Origin of the sequence: Brevibacterium ihuae (assembly GCF_900184225.1) — a bacterium.
Taxonomy (GTDB): domain Bacteria; phylum Actinomycetota; class Actinomycetes; order Actinomycetales; family Brevibacteriaceae; genus Brevibacterium; species Brevibacterium ihuae.
This window is the reverse complement of the sequence record NZ_FXWZ01000002.1, coordinates 220,569-233,871: the sequence shown is the minus strand read 5'-3', so window position 1 is coordinate 233,871 and position 13,303 is coordinate 220,569. Positions and strand designations below refer to the sequence as shown.

At 71.2% G+C, this 13,303-nt stretch carries 15 protein-coding genes; 8 read left to right on the top strand and 7 right to left on the bottom strand.

Going from position 1 to position 13,303, the window contains the following annotated elements:
• The 5 genes from ybeY to hrcA are packed head-to-tail and all read right to left on the bottom strand — an operon-like array spanning position 1 to position 4,446.
• The gene (gene ybeY, locus C1A17_RS01020; protein WP_101649897.1) at positions 1-483 is read right to left on the bottom strand and encodes an rRNA maturation RNase YbeY; all 483 of its coding nucleotides are present in this window, start codon (positions 481-483) and stop codon (positions 1-3) included.
• A complete protein-coding gene (locus tag C1A17_RS01015) occupies positions 480-1,520 on the bottom strand; it encodes a PhoH family protein (RefSeq protein ID WP_245873362.1) in 1,041 nt (346 codons plus the stop codon). The genes ybeY and C1A17_RS01015 overlap by 4 nt, the downstream gene beginning before the upstream one ends.
• A 10-nt stretch (positions 1,521-1,530) precedes the next feature.
• Positions 1,531-2,310, bottom strand: a complete 780-nt coding sequence (locus C1A17_RS01010) for a 16S rRNA (uracil(1498)-N(3))-methyltransferase (RefSeq protein ID WP_101649895.1) — start codon at positions 2,308-2,310, stop codon at positions 1,531-1,533.
• On the bottom strand, positions 2,307-3,422 hold the full coding sequence (gene dnaJ, locus C1A17_RS01005; protein ID WP_101649891.1) for a molecular chaperone DnaJ: 1,116 nt from the start codon (positions 3,420-3,422) through the stop codon (positions 2,307-2,309). Before dnaJ ends, C1A17_RS01010 begins: the two co-directional genes overlap by 4 nt.
• Before the next feature lie 13 nt (positions 3,423-3,435).
• Complete coding sequence (gene hrcA / locus C1A17_RS01000; RefSeq protein ID WP_101649888.1) at positions 3,436-4,446, bottom strand: heat-inducible transcriptional repressor HrcA; 1,011 nt, start codon at positions 4,444-4,446, stop codon at positions 3,436-3,438.
• A 132-nt stretch (positions 4,447-4,578) separates the two neighbouring features.
• Between hrcA and C1A17_RS00995 the strand changes: the two genes are divergently transcribed.
• From C1A17_RS00995 to C1A17_RS00980, 4 genes are all read left to right on the top strand, one after another.
• Positions 4,579-5,448, top strand: coding sequence for a DUF3097 family protein (locus C1A17_RS00995; RefSeq protein ID WP_101649886.1), 870 nt, complete (start codon positions 4,579-4,581; stop codon positions 5,446-5,448).
• 145 nt (positions 5,449-5,593) lie between these two features.
• Positions 5,594-6,319 carry a DUF4870 domain-containing protein gene (locus tag C1A17_RS00990; RefSeq protein ID WP_101649884.1) on the top strand — a complete coding sequence of 242 codons (726 nt, stop codon included), beginning with the start codon at positions 5,594-5,596 and terminating at the stop codon, positions 6,317-6,319.
• A gap of 130 nt (positions 6,320-6,449) precedes the next feature.
• Positions 6,450-6,974 carry a DUF4870 domain-containing protein gene (locus C1A17_RS00985; protein ID WP_101649882.1) on the top strand — a complete coding sequence of 175 codons (525 nt, stop codon included), beginning with the start codon at positions 6,450-6,452 and terminating at the stop codon, positions 6,972-6,974.
• 67 nt (positions 6,975-7,041) lie between these two features.
• On the top strand, positions 7,042-7,452 hold the full coding sequence (locus C1A17_RS00980) for a magnetosome magnetite crystal formation protein family (protein ID WP_483861848.1): 411 nt from the start codon (positions 7,042-7,044) through the stop codon (positions 7,450-7,452).
• A gap of 16 nt (positions 7,453-7,468) precedes the next feature.
• On the opposite strand, the gene hemW is transcribed toward C1A17_RS00980, so the two are convergent.
• Positions 7,469-8,701, bottom strand: a complete 1,233-nt coding sequence (hemW, locus tag C1A17_RS00975) for a radical SAM family heme chaperone HemW (protein ID WP_101649879.1) — start codon at positions 8,699-8,701, stop codon at positions 7,469-7,471.
• A 78-nt stretch (positions 8,702-8,779) separates the two neighbouring features.
• Here hemW and C1A17_RS00970 point away from each other — a divergent pair, with 78 nt between their 5' ends.
• Positions 8,780-9,289, top strand: a complete 510-nt coding sequence (locus tag C1A17_RS00970; protein ID WP_101649877.1) for a hypothetical protein — start codon at positions 8,780-8,782, stop codon at positions 9,287-9,289.
• 11 nt (positions 9,290-9,300) lie between these two features.
• Here C1A17_RS00970 and lepA read toward each other — a convergent pair whose 3' ends face one another.
• Positions 9,301-11,163 carry a translation elongation factor 4 gene (gene lepA, locus C1A17_RS00965; RefSeq protein ID WP_101649875.1) on the bottom strand — a complete coding sequence of 621 codons (1,863 nt, stop codon included), beginning with the start codon at positions 11,161-11,163 and terminating at the stop codon, positions 9,301-9,303.
• Positions 11,164-11,235: 72 nt separating this feature from the next.
• Between lepA and C1A17_RS00960 the strand changes: the two genes are divergently transcribed.
• The 3 genes from C1A17_RS00960 to rpsT all read left to right on the top strand — a co-directional run bounded on the left by C1A17_RS00960 (position 11,236) and on the right by rpsT (position 13,262).
• The gene (locus C1A17_RS00960; RefSeq protein ID WP_101649873.1) at positions 11,236-12,066 is read left to right on the top strand and encodes an endonuclease/exonuclease/phosphatase family protein; all 831 of its coding nucleotides are present in this window, start codon (positions 11,236-11,238) and stop codon (positions 12,064-12,066) included.
• Between the two features lie 5 nt (positions 12,067-12,071).
• Positions 12,072-12,803, top strand: a complete 732-nt coding sequence (locus tag C1A17_RS00955; protein WP_101649871.1) for a type II toxin-antitoxin system PemK/MazF family toxin — start codon at positions 12,072-12,074, stop codon at positions 12,801-12,803.
• Positions 12,804-13,001: 198 nt separating this feature from the next.
• Positions 13,002-13,262, top strand: a complete 261-nt coding sequence (rpsT, locus tag C1A17_RS00950; protein WP_101651451.1) for a 30S ribosomal protein S20 — start codon at positions 13,002-13,004, stop codon at positions 13,260-13,262.
• Positions 13,263-13,303: the final 41 nt, after the last annotated feature.

Sequence of the window (13,303 nt, the reverse complement as noted above, 5' to 3'; positions counted from 1 at the left end):
TCAGTCCTCCGTGGGTTCGGGGACGGAGGTGCGCCCCGGCTCCCGGTCGGCGAACCAGGTGAGGAGGAGGTGTCGCTGGAGGCCGAACATCTCCTCCTTCTGCTCGGGATCGGCGTGGTCGTACCCCATGAGATGGAGCAGGCCGTGGACGGTGAGGAGGAGGATCTCGTCGTGGAGGGTGTGGCCGGCCCGCTGCGCCTGCTCGGCCGCGACGGACGGGCAGATGACGATGTCCCCGAGCACCCCCTCGGCGTCGGTGTCCCCCGGGCGCAGCTCGTCCATCGGGAAGGACATGACATCGGTCGGGCCGGCCAGGTCCATCCACTCGACGTGGAGCTCGCTCATCGCCACCTCCGAGGCGAAGCGGATGTAGACCTCGGCGCCCGGATGGATGCCCATCTGCTCGAGGACGTGCGCGGTGAGCGCCTCGACCTCGATGAGCTCGACCGCGTGCTCGGTCTCGTTGCCGATCTCGACGCTCACGACCGGCCGCCCTTCCGCCCGTGGCTCCGGACCGGCGCCGACTCCTCCGCCGCGGCCCACAGGTCGTAGGCGTCGACGATCGCGGACACGAGGCTGTGGCGCACGACGTCCTTGCTCGTGAGCTCGCAGAACTCGATGTCGTCGACGCCGGAGAGGATGTCGCGGACGACCTTGAGCCCGCTCCGGGTGCCGCCCGGGAGGTCGATCTGCGTCGCATCCCCGGTGACGACCATGCGCGAGTTGAATCCGAGCCGGGTGAGGAACATCTTCATCTGCTCGGGCGTCGTGTTCTGCGCCTCGTCGAGGATGACGAAGGCGTCGTTGAGGGTGCGGCCGCGCATGTACGCCAGCGGCGCGACCTCGATCGTCCCGGAATCGAGGAGGAGCCGGATCCGGTCGGGTTCGATCATGTCGTGGAGCGCGTCGTAGAGCGGTCGCACATAGGGGTCGATCTTCTCGTTGAGCGTGCCCGGGAGGAAGCCGAGCTTCTCACCGGCCTCGACCGCGGGCCGGGTGAGGATGATCCGCGACACGTCCTTGTGCTGGAGCGCGTTGACCGCCATCGCCATCGCGAGATAGGTCTTCCCGGTGCCCGCCGGTCCGATGCCGAAGGTCACCGTGTGGTTCCGGATCGCCGACACGTACTGGTGCTGGCCGAAGGTCTTGGGCCTCACGGTGCGGCCGCGGGAGGAGAGGATGTTCTCCCCGAGCACGTCGGCGGCCGAGGCGCCGGGCACCTCCATCCGGTGCACCCGCTCGACGGTCTCCGGGTCGATCCGGTGGCCGGCCGCCACGAGCTTCTTGAGCTCGCCGACGGTCGCGACGAGCGCATCGACGGTCGCCGCCGGGCCCTCGACGGTGAGGTCGCGCTCGCGGCAGTGGATGGAGGCGTCCGGCGCGAGCTCCTCGAGCGTGCGCAGATTGGCCTCGGCCGGGCCGAAGAGGGAGACGAGATCGATGCCGTCCGGGACGGACAGGCGGACCCGGGAGGGCTGGGTGTCGACGTTCAGAGGGTGTCCTTTCGCTGCGGTGTGCACCGGCGTCAGTCTATCCGTTCGGGTCCGGGGCGGCGGGCGGGTCGGCCCAGCGGCCGAGCAGGGTCTGGCACAGCGCCAGTCCCACGGGCCCGGCCGAGGAGGCGCGGAGCACGGTGTCGCCGAGGCGCACCGGCACCGCTCCCGTCGCGGTGCAGGCGGCGATCTCCTCCGGAGCGATCCCGCCCTCGGGTCCGACGACGAGGACGATCCGCCGGGCGTCCCGGGGCGCCTGTGCGAGTCCGGTGGGCAGGTGCGCCTCGGCCTCCTCGTGGAGGACGAGCACGTGGTCGCCGGGCAGAATCGCCTCGACGAGGCTGGTGCCGCGCCGCAGCTCCTCGAGTGCGGGCACGCGGCTGCGGCGTGCCTGCAGGGTCGCCGCGCGGAGCGTGTTCTCCCACTTCTGGGCCATCTTCGCGTGCTTCTTCGCCGGCCAGTCGGCGATCGAGCGCTGCGCGGCCCAGGGGACCACGCCGTCGACGCCGACCTCGGTCGCGGCCTCGATCGCCTGGAGGTCGCGGTCCTGCTTGGCGAGCGCCTGGATGAGGATGAGAGCGGGATCCGGCTCGGGTTCGCGCGCGACCGCGGCGACCTCGAGCGTGAGGGCATCCGGCGCGGCCTCGACGAGGGTGCCGGTGATCCGCAGGCCGCGGCCGTCGACGAGCTGGAGGGACTCCCCCACCCGCATCCGGCGCACCCGCACCGCGTGCCCGGCGACCTCGGGACCGCAGTCGAGCCGCGCTCCCGGGGCGGCCCCGGCGAGATCCGCCGCGAGGTAGACGGGCAGCGTCACCGGCCGGCGAACCGTTCGCGGATCCTGCTGAAGCGGCTCTTCGAGGGCTCTCCGACGAGCGCTTCGGGCTCGACCTCGTCGCGGGCCTCGGCGAGCTGCTCGAGCAGCTCGCGCTGTCGGGAGTCGAGCTTGGCCGGCGTCTGGACGACGACGGTGACGAGGAGGTCCCCGCGCGAACCGTGCCGCAGGCGGGTGGCGCCGAGCCCGGCGAGCCGCTTGACCGTGCCGGACTGCAGCCCGGCCTCGATCTCGATCGTCTGCGTGCCGTCGAAGGTCTCGAGCCGGACCGCGGAGCCGAGCGCGGCCGCGGTCATCGGCACGGTGAGGGTGCAGCGGAGGTGGTCGCCGTCGCGGGTGAACACCGGGTGGTCGGCGACGGAGATCTCGAGGTAGAGGTCGCCGGCCGGACCGCCGCCGGGACCCACCTCACCCTGGCCGGCGAGCTTGATGCGCACGCCGTCGGACACCCCGGCGGGGACCCGGACGGGCAGCGAGCGCTCGGCGCGCACGCGGCCGTCGCCGCCGCAGTTCGTGCACGGGTCGGTGATGCGGGTGCCGTAGCCGCCGCAGTTGTTGCAGGTCTGGTTCGTCACCATCTGCCCGAGCAGGGTGCGGGTCATCTGCTGGATGCTGCCGGTGCCGTGGCACAGGGAGCAGGTCTCCGCCGAGGTGCCCGGCCGGGCGCCCTCACCGTCGCAGGTCCCGCAGGCCTCGGCGGTGACGATCTCGATGGTCTCGGTGCCGCCGAACACGGCGGTCTCGAGGTCGATCTCGACCTCGATGAGCGCGTCCTTGCCGCGGCGGCGGCGGGAGGCCGGCTGCGGACGGCCGCCGCCCATGCCTCCGCCGAAGAAGGTCTCGAACAGGTCGGAGAAGCCGCCGAAGTCGCCTCCGCCGAAGCCCTGCCCGGAGCCCGAGCCGCCGAGGTCGTAGTTCCTCCGCTTGTTCGGATCCGAGAGGATCTCGTAGGCGACGGCGACCTCCTTGAACTCGGTCTCGTGCCCCGGGTTGACGTCGGGGTGGAGCTTTCGGGCGAGCTTGCGGTAGGCCTTCTTGATTTCGTCGGGGGTGGCGTCGCGTTCGACGCCGAGGGTTGCGTAGTGATCGCTCACGCGAGGTCCTTTGCTATTCCGAGAGGATGACGGAGACGTACTTGGCGACGGCGCGCACTGCGGCCATCGTGGTCGGGTAGTCCATGCGGGTGGGGCCGAGCACGGCGAGCTTGGCCTCGGAGTCGTCGGTGCCGTAGCCGGTCGCCACGACCGAGGTGCCGGCGAACGACTCGACCGGGTTCTCCCGCCCGATGCGCACGCTCACCCGGCCGGTCTCGGCGACCATCGAGGTCAGCAGCTTGAGCAGGACGACCTGCTCCTCGAACGCCTCGAGCAGGGGGCCGATGTGGGCGCCGAGGTCCCGGCCGGAGCGGGCGAGGTTCGCCGTCCCGGCCATGACGAGCCGGTCCTGCCGGGTCGAGCGGGCGAGATCGCTGATGACCTCGCCGATCGCCGCGGCGGTGTCGCGCAGCACCGGCGGCACCGCCGCCGATTCGCATGCCGCCGCGACCCGGTCGAGTCGGACCCGGTCGAGCGCATCGTTGAAGGCGTCGCGGAGCAGCGCGATCTCCGTCTCCCCGAGCGGGGCCCCGGTGTCGACGATGCGCTGCTCGACCTGCCCGGAGTCGGTGATGAGGACGACGAGGAGCCGGTGCGGAGCGATGTCGACGAACTCGAGGTGCTTGACCCGGGAGGTCGTCGCCATCGGGTACTGGACGACGGCGACCTGGTGGGTGAGCGAGGCGAGGAGCCGCACGGTCCGGTCGAGCATGTCGTCGATGTCGACGGGCCGCTCGATGATCCGGGCGATCGCCCGCTTCTCCGCCGCCGACAGCGGCTTGACCTCGTCGAGCCGGTCGACGAACATCCGGTAGCCCTTGTCCGTCGGGATCCGCCCGGCCGAGGTGTGGGGCTGGGCGATGAGGCCCTCCTGCTCGAGCGCGACCATGTCGTTGCGGATCGTGGCCGAGGAGACCTGGAGCCCGTGGCGCTCGACGAGCGCCTTGGAGCCGACGGGTTCGTTGGTGGCGACGTAGTCCTCGACGATCGCCCGCAGCACGCGGGCGCGGCGGCCGTCATTCATCACGCTCCCCCTTCTGGCACTCCGACGATTCGAGTGCCAATCCTACGCCGGAGTGCCGACGACCCCCAAAACCGGCGCCGCCCCCGCGCCGACCTCCCGCGCATCCCGCCGTTCGCCGTCTACAGTGGCCGGATGACCTACCACGACCCCTACGGCCGCGATGTGCTGTCGGCCTCCTCGCCCCGGAGCCGCCGACGCCCGGAATCGCGCGAGGTGCCCGTCGCCCCCGGCCTCGTCGTCGAGGATGCGGAGAGCGGCTGGGTCGGAGCCGTCGTCGGCTTCGAGAAGACGACCGCCGGGCACGTCGTCCATCTCGAGGACCGGCGCGGTCGGTCCCGCCCGTTCCCGCTGGGCCCCGGATACCTCATCGACGGCGCTCCCGTGCGGCTCGTCCGCCCCGCACCGCGCACCCGCGCGCCCCGGAGGACCGCCTCGGGCTCGGTGGCCGTGCCCGAGGCCCGCGCCCGGGTGGCGCGCGGCTCCCGGATCTGGGTCGAGGGCAAGCACGACGCCGAGCTCGTCGAGAAGATCTGGGGCGACGACCTGCGGGTCGAGGGGGTCGTCGTCGAGCCGCTCGGCGGGCTCGACGACGTCGCCGCGAAGCTCGCGGAGTTCGCACCCGACCGGGACCACCGCGTGGGGATCCTGGCCGATCACCTCGTCGCGGGAACGAAGGAGATGCGCATCGCCGATGCGGTGACCCGGGATCCGCGCTTCGCCGGGGTGGTGCACGTCATCGGCCACCCCTACGTCGACATCTGGCAGGCGGTGCGTCCCGCCGTGGTGGGGATCCCGGCCTGGCCCGCGGTGCCGCGCGGCGAGGACTGGAAGACCGGCGTGCTGCGGCGGATCGGCTGGCCGGCCCGCGACCACCGCGACGTGGCCCGCGCCTGGCAGCGGATACTCCGCTCGGTGTCGACGATCGCCGACGTCGACCCGGCGCTCTCCGGTCGGGTCGAGGAGCTCATCGACTTCGTCACGGTGGATCCGGAGGCGGGCTGAGGCCGGTCGCCGGTCCCCCGGACCGCCCGGCCGACCGCCGGTGTGGCCGAATCGGAACACCCGGGGCATGCGCCGAGAGGCGCGGTGGCATAGCGTAGGACCGTACCGCATCCGTGCGCGCCGCTTCGGAAAGGAAGTTCCCCGCATGTCGCAGCAGCCCTACGGCCAGGATCCCGGCCGACCCATGCCCCCCACCTACACCTCCGGCCAGCAGCAGCCCTACGGCTCGCAGCCGCAGGGCGGACCCGCGTACGGATCCCAGCCCCAGCAGCCCTACGGCTCCCAACCGCAGCAGCCGTACGGTTCGCAGCCGCAGGGCGGACCCGCGTACGGATCCCAGCCCCAGGGCGGGCCGGCATACGGGTCCCAGCCGCAGCAGCCCTACGGCTCCCAGCCGCAGTCCTACGGCCAGCAGCCCTACGGCCGGCCGGCGATGGGCGGGATGCAGCAGAGCCGGCCTCCGGGCCCGGGCCTGCGCCACCCGCTGCCCCCGCACGCCTACGGCGCCGGCTCCGCACAGTTCTGGCAGCCCACCGAGGCCGAGCGCTCGGCGGCGATGTGGACGCACATCGGCACCCTCCTCATCGGCTGGATCATGCCGCTCATCATGTTCATCATGAAGAAGGACGAGTCCGCCTTCGTCCGCGAGCACGCACGCCAGTCGCTCAACGCGCAGATCATGAACGCCATCCTCATGTACGGCATCATGCTCATCAGCATCCCGCTGATGTTCGTCATCATCGGCATCTTCACGATCTGGCTCGCCTTCATCCCGGCGATCGTCTACGCGATCTTCGAGATCATCGCTGCCGTCGCCGCGAACAAGGGCGAGGGGTACCGGATCCCGATGAAGGCCGACATGGTCAAGTGACCTGATCCGACCCACCGCACGCGCCCCGCGCCGAACCCCGGAGCGGGGCGCGTCCTCGTCCCGGCCCCTCGAGAGGATTCCCCATGGCACACCCGCACCCGCACGGACACGTCCCTCCCCCGGATTCCCCATGGCACACCCGCACCCGCACGGACACGTCCCTCCCCCGCAGCAGCCTGCGCATGCCCAGCCCCCATTCCACCGGCCGCCGCCGGGATCCGCCCGGGCGGGCGTCCCGCTGACCGGGCCCCATCCGGTGGGCGCGCACGGGCCGGGTTCGGCCCGGTACTGGCAGGCCGATCCGGACGAGCGCCAGATGGCGATGTTCGTCCACCTCGGCGCCCTCCTCACCGGATTCATCGTGCCGCTCGTGCTGTTCGTGCTCAAGAAGGACGAGTCGCCGTTCATCCGCGATCATGCGCGCCATGCCCTCAACGCCCAGATCAGCTATCTCCTCTGGACGATCGCGGGATTCATCGTGTCCGGCATCCTCGGCTTCGTCCTCGCGCTCGTGACCTTCGGGCTCGGCTTCGTCATCGTCTACGCCGCGCTCCTCCCGCTGCTGGCCCTCGCCGCCTTCGAGATCATCGCGTGCGTCAAGGCGAACGAGGGAGCGGGGTACCGCATCCCGCTCGTCATCGAGTTCATCCGGTGACGAGCGCGCCCGCCCAGCGGATTCGCACCGGCTCCGCCGCCGGCGGGGGCCGTTCGATTCCCGGTTCATCCCCGAGGCGGCGTACGGTTCGCGCGGGAAGGGACTGTGGCGCGCCGACTCCACCGAGACGACGGTCGCCGGATCGATGCATCTCCTCACCGCCCTCGTCCTCGGTGCCCTCGCCCCGGTGATCATGTACTACGCCTACGGTCGGCGTGCATCGCCCTTCGTCAGGGAGCACTGCCGGCAGTCGCTCAACCTCGTCATCACCGTCGCCCTCGCCGCCGTGACCTATGTCTTCGTCGTCGGCATGGTCGTCGCCGCCCTCGCCGAGGCAACCGACGGGCGCGCCGCGCTCCTCCTGCTCCCCTCGCTCCTCTTCGTGCTCTACTGGACCGTCGCCGAGATCGCGGCAGCCGCCGCGGGGTTCACCGGCACGGTTCTCCGTCTGCGCCCGGCGATCCCGTTCTTCCGTTGATCCCGGGCGGGCCGCCTCACCCCAGGTGATCGGCGAGCCTGCGGACCATCGCGTCGGCGAGGAGGCGTCCGCGTAGCGTCGGCGCCCAGCGGCCGGCCTCGGCCGCGGACCGCTCGAGCAGACCCTCGGCGACGAACTCCTGCACCGTCGCGCGGGCCCCGGCCGGCAGCGACGCGATCGTGAGACCGTGCTCGATGCGGGCGGCGAGCATGATCCTCTCGAGCTCCCGGACCGGCGCGTCGAGCACCTCCCGACCGATCGCCGGCGAATCGCCCGCGCGCAGCCGGTCCGCCCAGGCCCGCGGGTGCTTGGCGTTCCAGAACCGCGTGCCGCCGATGTGCGAGTGCGCCCCGGCCCCGTAGCCCCACCAGTCCGCATTGCGCCAGTAGGCGAGATTGTGCCGGCAGCGGTGCTCCGGCCCGCGGGCCCAGTTGCTCACCTCGTACCAGGCGTACCCGGCGGGAGCGAGGAGCGATTCGGCGAGCTCGTACTTGTCGGCGAGGTCGTCGTCGTCGGGCATGGGCAGCTCCCCGCGGCGCACCTGCATCCCCATCCGGGTTCCCGGCTCGACGATGAGCGAGTACGCGGACACGTGGTCGGGCGCGCATCCGACGGCCGCCCGCACCGTGGTCTCCCAGTCGGCGAGCGACTCCCCCGGCGTGCCGTAGATGAGATCGAGGCTGACGTCGAGGCCGGCGTCCTTGACCCAGGCGACGACCTCGGGGATCCGGGCGGCGTCGTGCGTCCGATCGAGGGTGGCGAGCACATGCGGCACCGCCGACTGCATGCCGAGCGACACCCGGGTGAATCCGGCCGCCGCGAGGATCGCGAGGTAGGCCGGGCTCAGGGTGTCGGGGTTGGCCTCGGTGGTGATCTCCGCGCCGGGTGCGAGGTCGAAGCGCGCCCGGATGTCGTCGAGCACCCCGGCGAGCACCTCGGCCGGGAGCAGGGTGGGGGTCCCTCCGCCGAAGAACACCGTCTCCACCGGTCTGCCGGGCACCGCGGCCCGTTCGAGCACCCGGACGGAGAGGTCGAGCTCCGCCCGGATCCCGTCGCGGAAGTCCGCCCGCGAGGCTCCGGGGCCGAGCTCCTCGGCGGTGTAGGTGTTGAAGTCGCAGTAGCCGCAGCGCACGCGGCAGTAGGGCACGTGGACGTACAGGCTGAAGGTGCGGTCCTCGGCACCGTGCGCCGCGGAGGCGGGGAGGGCGCCGTCGCGCGGTGGGGTCTCCCCCGGGGGCTGTGCGGGCATCCCTCCATCGTGGCACATGCGCCCGACCGCCGAGGACGCCTATGATGTGTGGGACCGCTCACCCCTCGGGAGGAACGCATGTCAGCTCCGTACGATCCGTCCGCGCGCTCCGCGCAGGAGGCGCAGGGAACGCCGATGCCGCCCGACTACCAGGGGATCTCGGGTCCGCGCACCTGGCACACGTCCCGGTACGGGCAGGTTCCGCACACCGGACCGCTGACCTCGGCGCACGAGGAGATCCCGTTCGTCGACTTCCCGGGCATCGCGGTGACGAGCACCGGCGTGCACACCCCGGCGGGCTCGATCCCCCTCCACCAGGCGCGCTTCTTCCTCGCCGACCGGACATGGACGACGCGATCGACCCCGGGCTGGGCGATCGCGCTGGCGATCGGCGGATTCTTCGTCCTGACCTTCTTCAGCCTGCTGTTCCTGCTGGCCAAGGAGGAGCGCACGACCGGGTACGTCGACGTCACCGTCACCGGCGCAGGCGTGAGCTACACCTCCTCGGTCCCGGTGCGCGATGCGCGGATCCTCGCCGAGATCAACTCCCGCTGGGCCTATGCCCAGCAGCTCGCCGGTCGCGCCTGAGGCCGGGTCGGCTACTTCTTCTCCGACTTCGAGTCGTCGGCGGACAGCGCGGCGATGAAGGCCTCCTGCGGCACCTCGACCCGGCCGACCATCTTCATCCGCTTCTTGCCCTCCTTCTGCTTCTCGAGCAGCTTGCGCTTGCGGCTGATGTCGCCGCCGTAGCACTTGGAGAGCACGTCCTTGCGGATCGCGCGGATCGTCTCGCGGGCGATGATGCGCGAGCCGACCGCGGCCTGGATCGGCACCTCGAACTGCTGGCGCGGGATGAGGTCCTTGAGCTTGCCGGCCATCATCACGCCGTAGGAGTAGGCGCGGTCCTTGTGGACGATCGAGGAGAACGCGTCGACGGGATCGCCGTGGAGGAGCACGTCGACCCGCACGAGCGCGGCCGCGTCCTCGCCGTCGTTGTCGTAGTCGAGGGACGCGTAGCCCTTGGTGCGCGACTTGAGCTGGTCGAAGAAGTCGAAGACGATCTCCGCGAGCGGCATCCGGTAGCGGAGCTCGACCCGGTCCTCGGACAGGTAGTCCATGCCCTGCATCTGACCGCGCTTCGACTGGCACAGCTCCATCACGGCGCCGACGAAGTCGGCCGGGGTGAGGACGGTGGCGCGCACCATCGGCTCGCGGACCTCGCGGACTTTGCCGTCGGGGAACTCCGAGGGGTTGGTCACCTCGTGCTCGGTGCCGTCCTCCATCGTCACGTGGTAGATCACGCTCGGGGCGGTGGAGATGAGGTCGAGATCGAACTCGCGCTCGAGGCGCTCGCGGACGATCTCGAGGTGGAGGAGCCCGAGGTACCCGCAGCGGAATCCGAAGCCGAGTGCCACCGAGGTCTCCGGCTCGTAGACGAGCGCGGCGTCGTTGAGCTTGAGCTTGTCGAGCGCATCGCGGAGCACCGGGTAGTCCGAGCCGTCGATCGGGAACAGCCCCGAATACACCATCGGCTTGGGGTCCTGGTACCCGCCGAGCGCCTCGGTCGCCGGGGTCCGGGCCGAGGTCACCGTGTCACCGACCCGCGACTGGCGGACGTCCTTGACGCCGGTGATGAGGTAGCCGACCTCCCCGACGCCGAGGCCCTGGCTGGGCGTGGGCTCCGGGGAGGACACCCCGATCTCGAGGAGCTCGTGGGTGGCCTGGGTCGACATCATCGCGATCTTCTCGCGCGGGGCGAGGCTGCCGTCGACGACGCGGACGTAGGTCACGACGCCCCGGTAGGTGTCGTAGACGGAGTCGAAGATCATCGCGCGCGCCGGGGCGTCGGCGTCGCCCTGCGGTGCCGGGATGTCGGTGACGATGCGGTCGAGGACCTCCTCGACCCCCTCCCCGGTCTTGCCGGACACGAGGAGGCACTCCTCGGGCTCGCACCCGATGAGGTTGGCGAGCTCCTCGGCGTACTTCTCCGGCTGCGCGGCCGGCAGGTCGATCTTGTTGAGCACCGGAATGATCGTCAGGTCGTTCTCGAGCGCGAGGTAGAGGTTCGCGAGCGTCTGGGCCTCGATGCCCTGCGCCGCGTCAACGAGGAGGAGGGCTCCCTCGCAGGCGGCGAGCGAGCGCGACACCTCATAGGTGAAGTCGACGTGGCCGGGGGTGTCGATCATGTTGAGGGCGAAGGGCGTGCCGTCGGCCTCCCACGGCATCCGCACCGCCTGCGACTTGATGGTGATCCCGCGCTCGCGCTCGATGTCCATGCGGTCGAGGTACTGGGCGCGCATGTCGCGCGGCTGCACCACCCCGGTGATCTGCAGCATCCGGTCGGCGAGGGTCGACTTGCCGTGGTCGATGTGCGCGATGATGCAGAAGTTGCGAATGAGCTCCGGCGGCGTCGACGCGACCGCGATCCGGGAGGCTGCGGACTCGCTCACCTGAGGTGCCATAGAACGTGGGTTCCCTTTCTCGTGGACCGATCCCCCATTGTTCCACACCGCGCGGGTCCTAGACTGGGCGCCATGGTCGACGACACCGGCGGTACCGCACCCCTGTCCGTGATGAGCTACAACCTCCGCTACCCCGCACTCGACCGGAACCCGTGGCGCCGGCGGCGGCCGGTCGCCGCCGCGATGCTCCGGGATTCCGCGCCGCACCTCGTCGGCACCCAGGAGGGCGTGCTCCGGCAGCTCACCGAGCTCGTCGACGGGCTGCCGGAGCATTACGTGTGGCTCGGCGAGGGACGCAATGGTGGGGACTCGGGGGAATTCACCGCCGTGGTCTACGACGCGCGCCGGATCGGCATCGACGCCGTCGATGTGCGCTGGCTGTCCGATCGCCCGCGGGTGGCCGGCTCGATCTCGTGGGGCGCCCGCCATCCGCGCACCCTCACGGTCGTCGACTGCACCGATCTCCTCACCGGCACGGGGATCCGCTTCCTCAACACCCACCTCGATCACCGGTCCGAACGGTCCCGGGAGCGGTCCGTCGACGCCCTGCTCGCCGCCGTCGCCGAGGCGGACGGCCGCGAGTGCATCCTCACCGGCGACTTCAACGTCACCCAGGACTCCCCCGTGCACGCGCGGCTGCTCTCCGAGGGCGGCCTGGCCGACGCGGTCCTCGGCGCTCCGGCACCGGACTCGGACATCAACACCTTCCACGCCTACCGCGGCCCGCGGCGGGAGAACAAGCGGATCGACTGGATCCTCCACTCCAGCGGGCTGCACCCCGTCCGCACCTCGGTGAATCTCTTCGGCCGCGGGAAGCAGTACCCCTCCGATCACTTCCCCATCGAGGCCGACTTCGCACTCCCGACGACGCGGGCCGACGCTCCCGGACAGCCGGTATCGTGAGTCGCATGAGTCTGAAGAACCTCGCCCGACGCGCCGTCGATGCCGGCGTGCGCAGCGGCATCCGCTACGCCTCCCGGAAGCTCCAGGACCCCGCGGCCCGGAGCGCGCTCAGCGACCTGCTCGGCGGCCGGGCACCGGCGCGGGTCCTCGAGGAGCGCCCTGAGCAGCCGGACCGGTCCGGTCCCTCGCACTCCGACGGGCGCACGGCCGACCGCGGACAGCGCCGCGGCCGGGCCGACCGCGGACGCCGGGACGCCTCGGAGTACGGGCGGGCGAAGCCGGCTCCGCGCTCCCGTCCCCGGCAGCGCTTCCCGCAGCGACCCGCAGGAGGGTATCCCGGGGACCACACCGGTCCGATCCGGCCGCGCTACGCTCCGGACCTCGACGGCGACGCCGACCCCGGCGAGGTCGTGTGGGGTTGGGTGCCGTACGAGGAGGACCACACGAAGGGCAAGGACCGCCCCGTGCTCATCATCGGCCACGAGGGTCGCTGGCTCCTCGGGCTCATGCTCACGAGCAAGGACAACGTCCCCGGCGGTGTGGGCGAGGTGCGCTCGGACGGGCGCTCCCGCTACATCAACATCGGTTCCGGCGACTGGGACTCCCGAGGACGGCCCTCGGAGGTCCGGCTCGACCGGGTGATCCGGATCGACGACCGGGCGGTCCGCCGGGAGGGAGCGATCATCCCGATGCAGCTGTTCTCGCAGATCGTCGCCGAGGTGCGCACCGACGGGTGAGTCGAGGTGCGCACCGGCGGGTGAACGGTGTAGGCTGGTGTGCTGTATGTTCACCACGGTGTGTGTCTCACCCTGGTCGGGTGGACGTACACCCGCTCACCACAGTCGTGGCGCTCGTGTTTCCCCGCGTTGTCGTCCACCGGAGTGCGGGCAGCCCTCGCGACCATCCATGAACACGAACACGAAAGAGTGTCGAAGTTGGCAAACATCAAGTCCCAGATCAAGCGGAACCTGACGAACGAGAAGGCGCGCCTCCGCAACAAGCAGGTGCGCACCGAGGTCAAGTCCGTGATCCGCGCCGTCCGCGAGCAGGTCGAGGCCGGCAACGCCGATGAGGCGAAGACCGCCCTCCAGACGGCGTCGCGCAAGCTCGACAAGGCCGTGTCGAAGGGCGTGCTGCACAAGAACAACGCAGCCAACCGCAAGTCGAAGCTCGCGAAGCTCGTCAACGGCCTCTGAGCCGTCCGACGCCGAGCGCCGAGAGCCGGTTCCCGCATCGT

Bases quoted from the DNA above. Each gene is read 5' to 3' on its own strand.
- hrcA (WP_101649888.1), bottom strand. From the start codon at position 4,446: ATGAATGACGGCCGCCGCGCCCGCGTGCTGCGGGCGATCGTCGAGGAC.
- C1A17_RS00995 (WP_101649886.1), top strand. From the start codon at position 4,579: ATGACCTACCACGACCCCTACGGCCGCGATGTGCTGTCGGCCTCCTCG.
- C1A17_RS00990 (WP_101649884.1), top strand. From the start codon at position 5,594: ATGTCGCAGCAGCCCTACGGCCAGGATCCCGGCCGACCCATGCCCCCC.
- C1A17_RS00985 (WP_101649882.1), top strand. From the start codon at position 6,450: ATGGCACACCCGCACCCGCACGGACACGTCCCTCCCCCGCAGCAGCCT.
- hemW (WP_101649879.1), bottom strand. From the start codon at position 8,701: ATGCCCGCACAGCCCCCGGGGGAGACCCCACCGCGCGACGGCGCCCTC.
- C1A17_RS00970 (WP_101649877.1), top strand. From the start codon at position 8,780: ATGTCAGCTCCGTACGATCCGTCCGCGCGCTCCGCGCAGGAGGCGCAG.
- lepA (WP_101649875.1), bottom strand. From the start codon at position 11,163: ATGGCACCTCAGGTGAGCGAGTCCGCAGCCTCCCGGATCGCGGTCGCG.
- C1A17_RS00960 (WP_101649873.1), top strand. From the start codon at position 11,236: ATGGTCGACGACACCGGCGGTACCGCACCCCTGTCCGTGATGAGCTAC.
- C1A17_RS00955 (WP_101649871.1), top strand. From the start codon at position 12,072: ATGAGTCTGAAGAACCTCGCCCGACGCGCCGTCGATGCCGGCGTGCGC.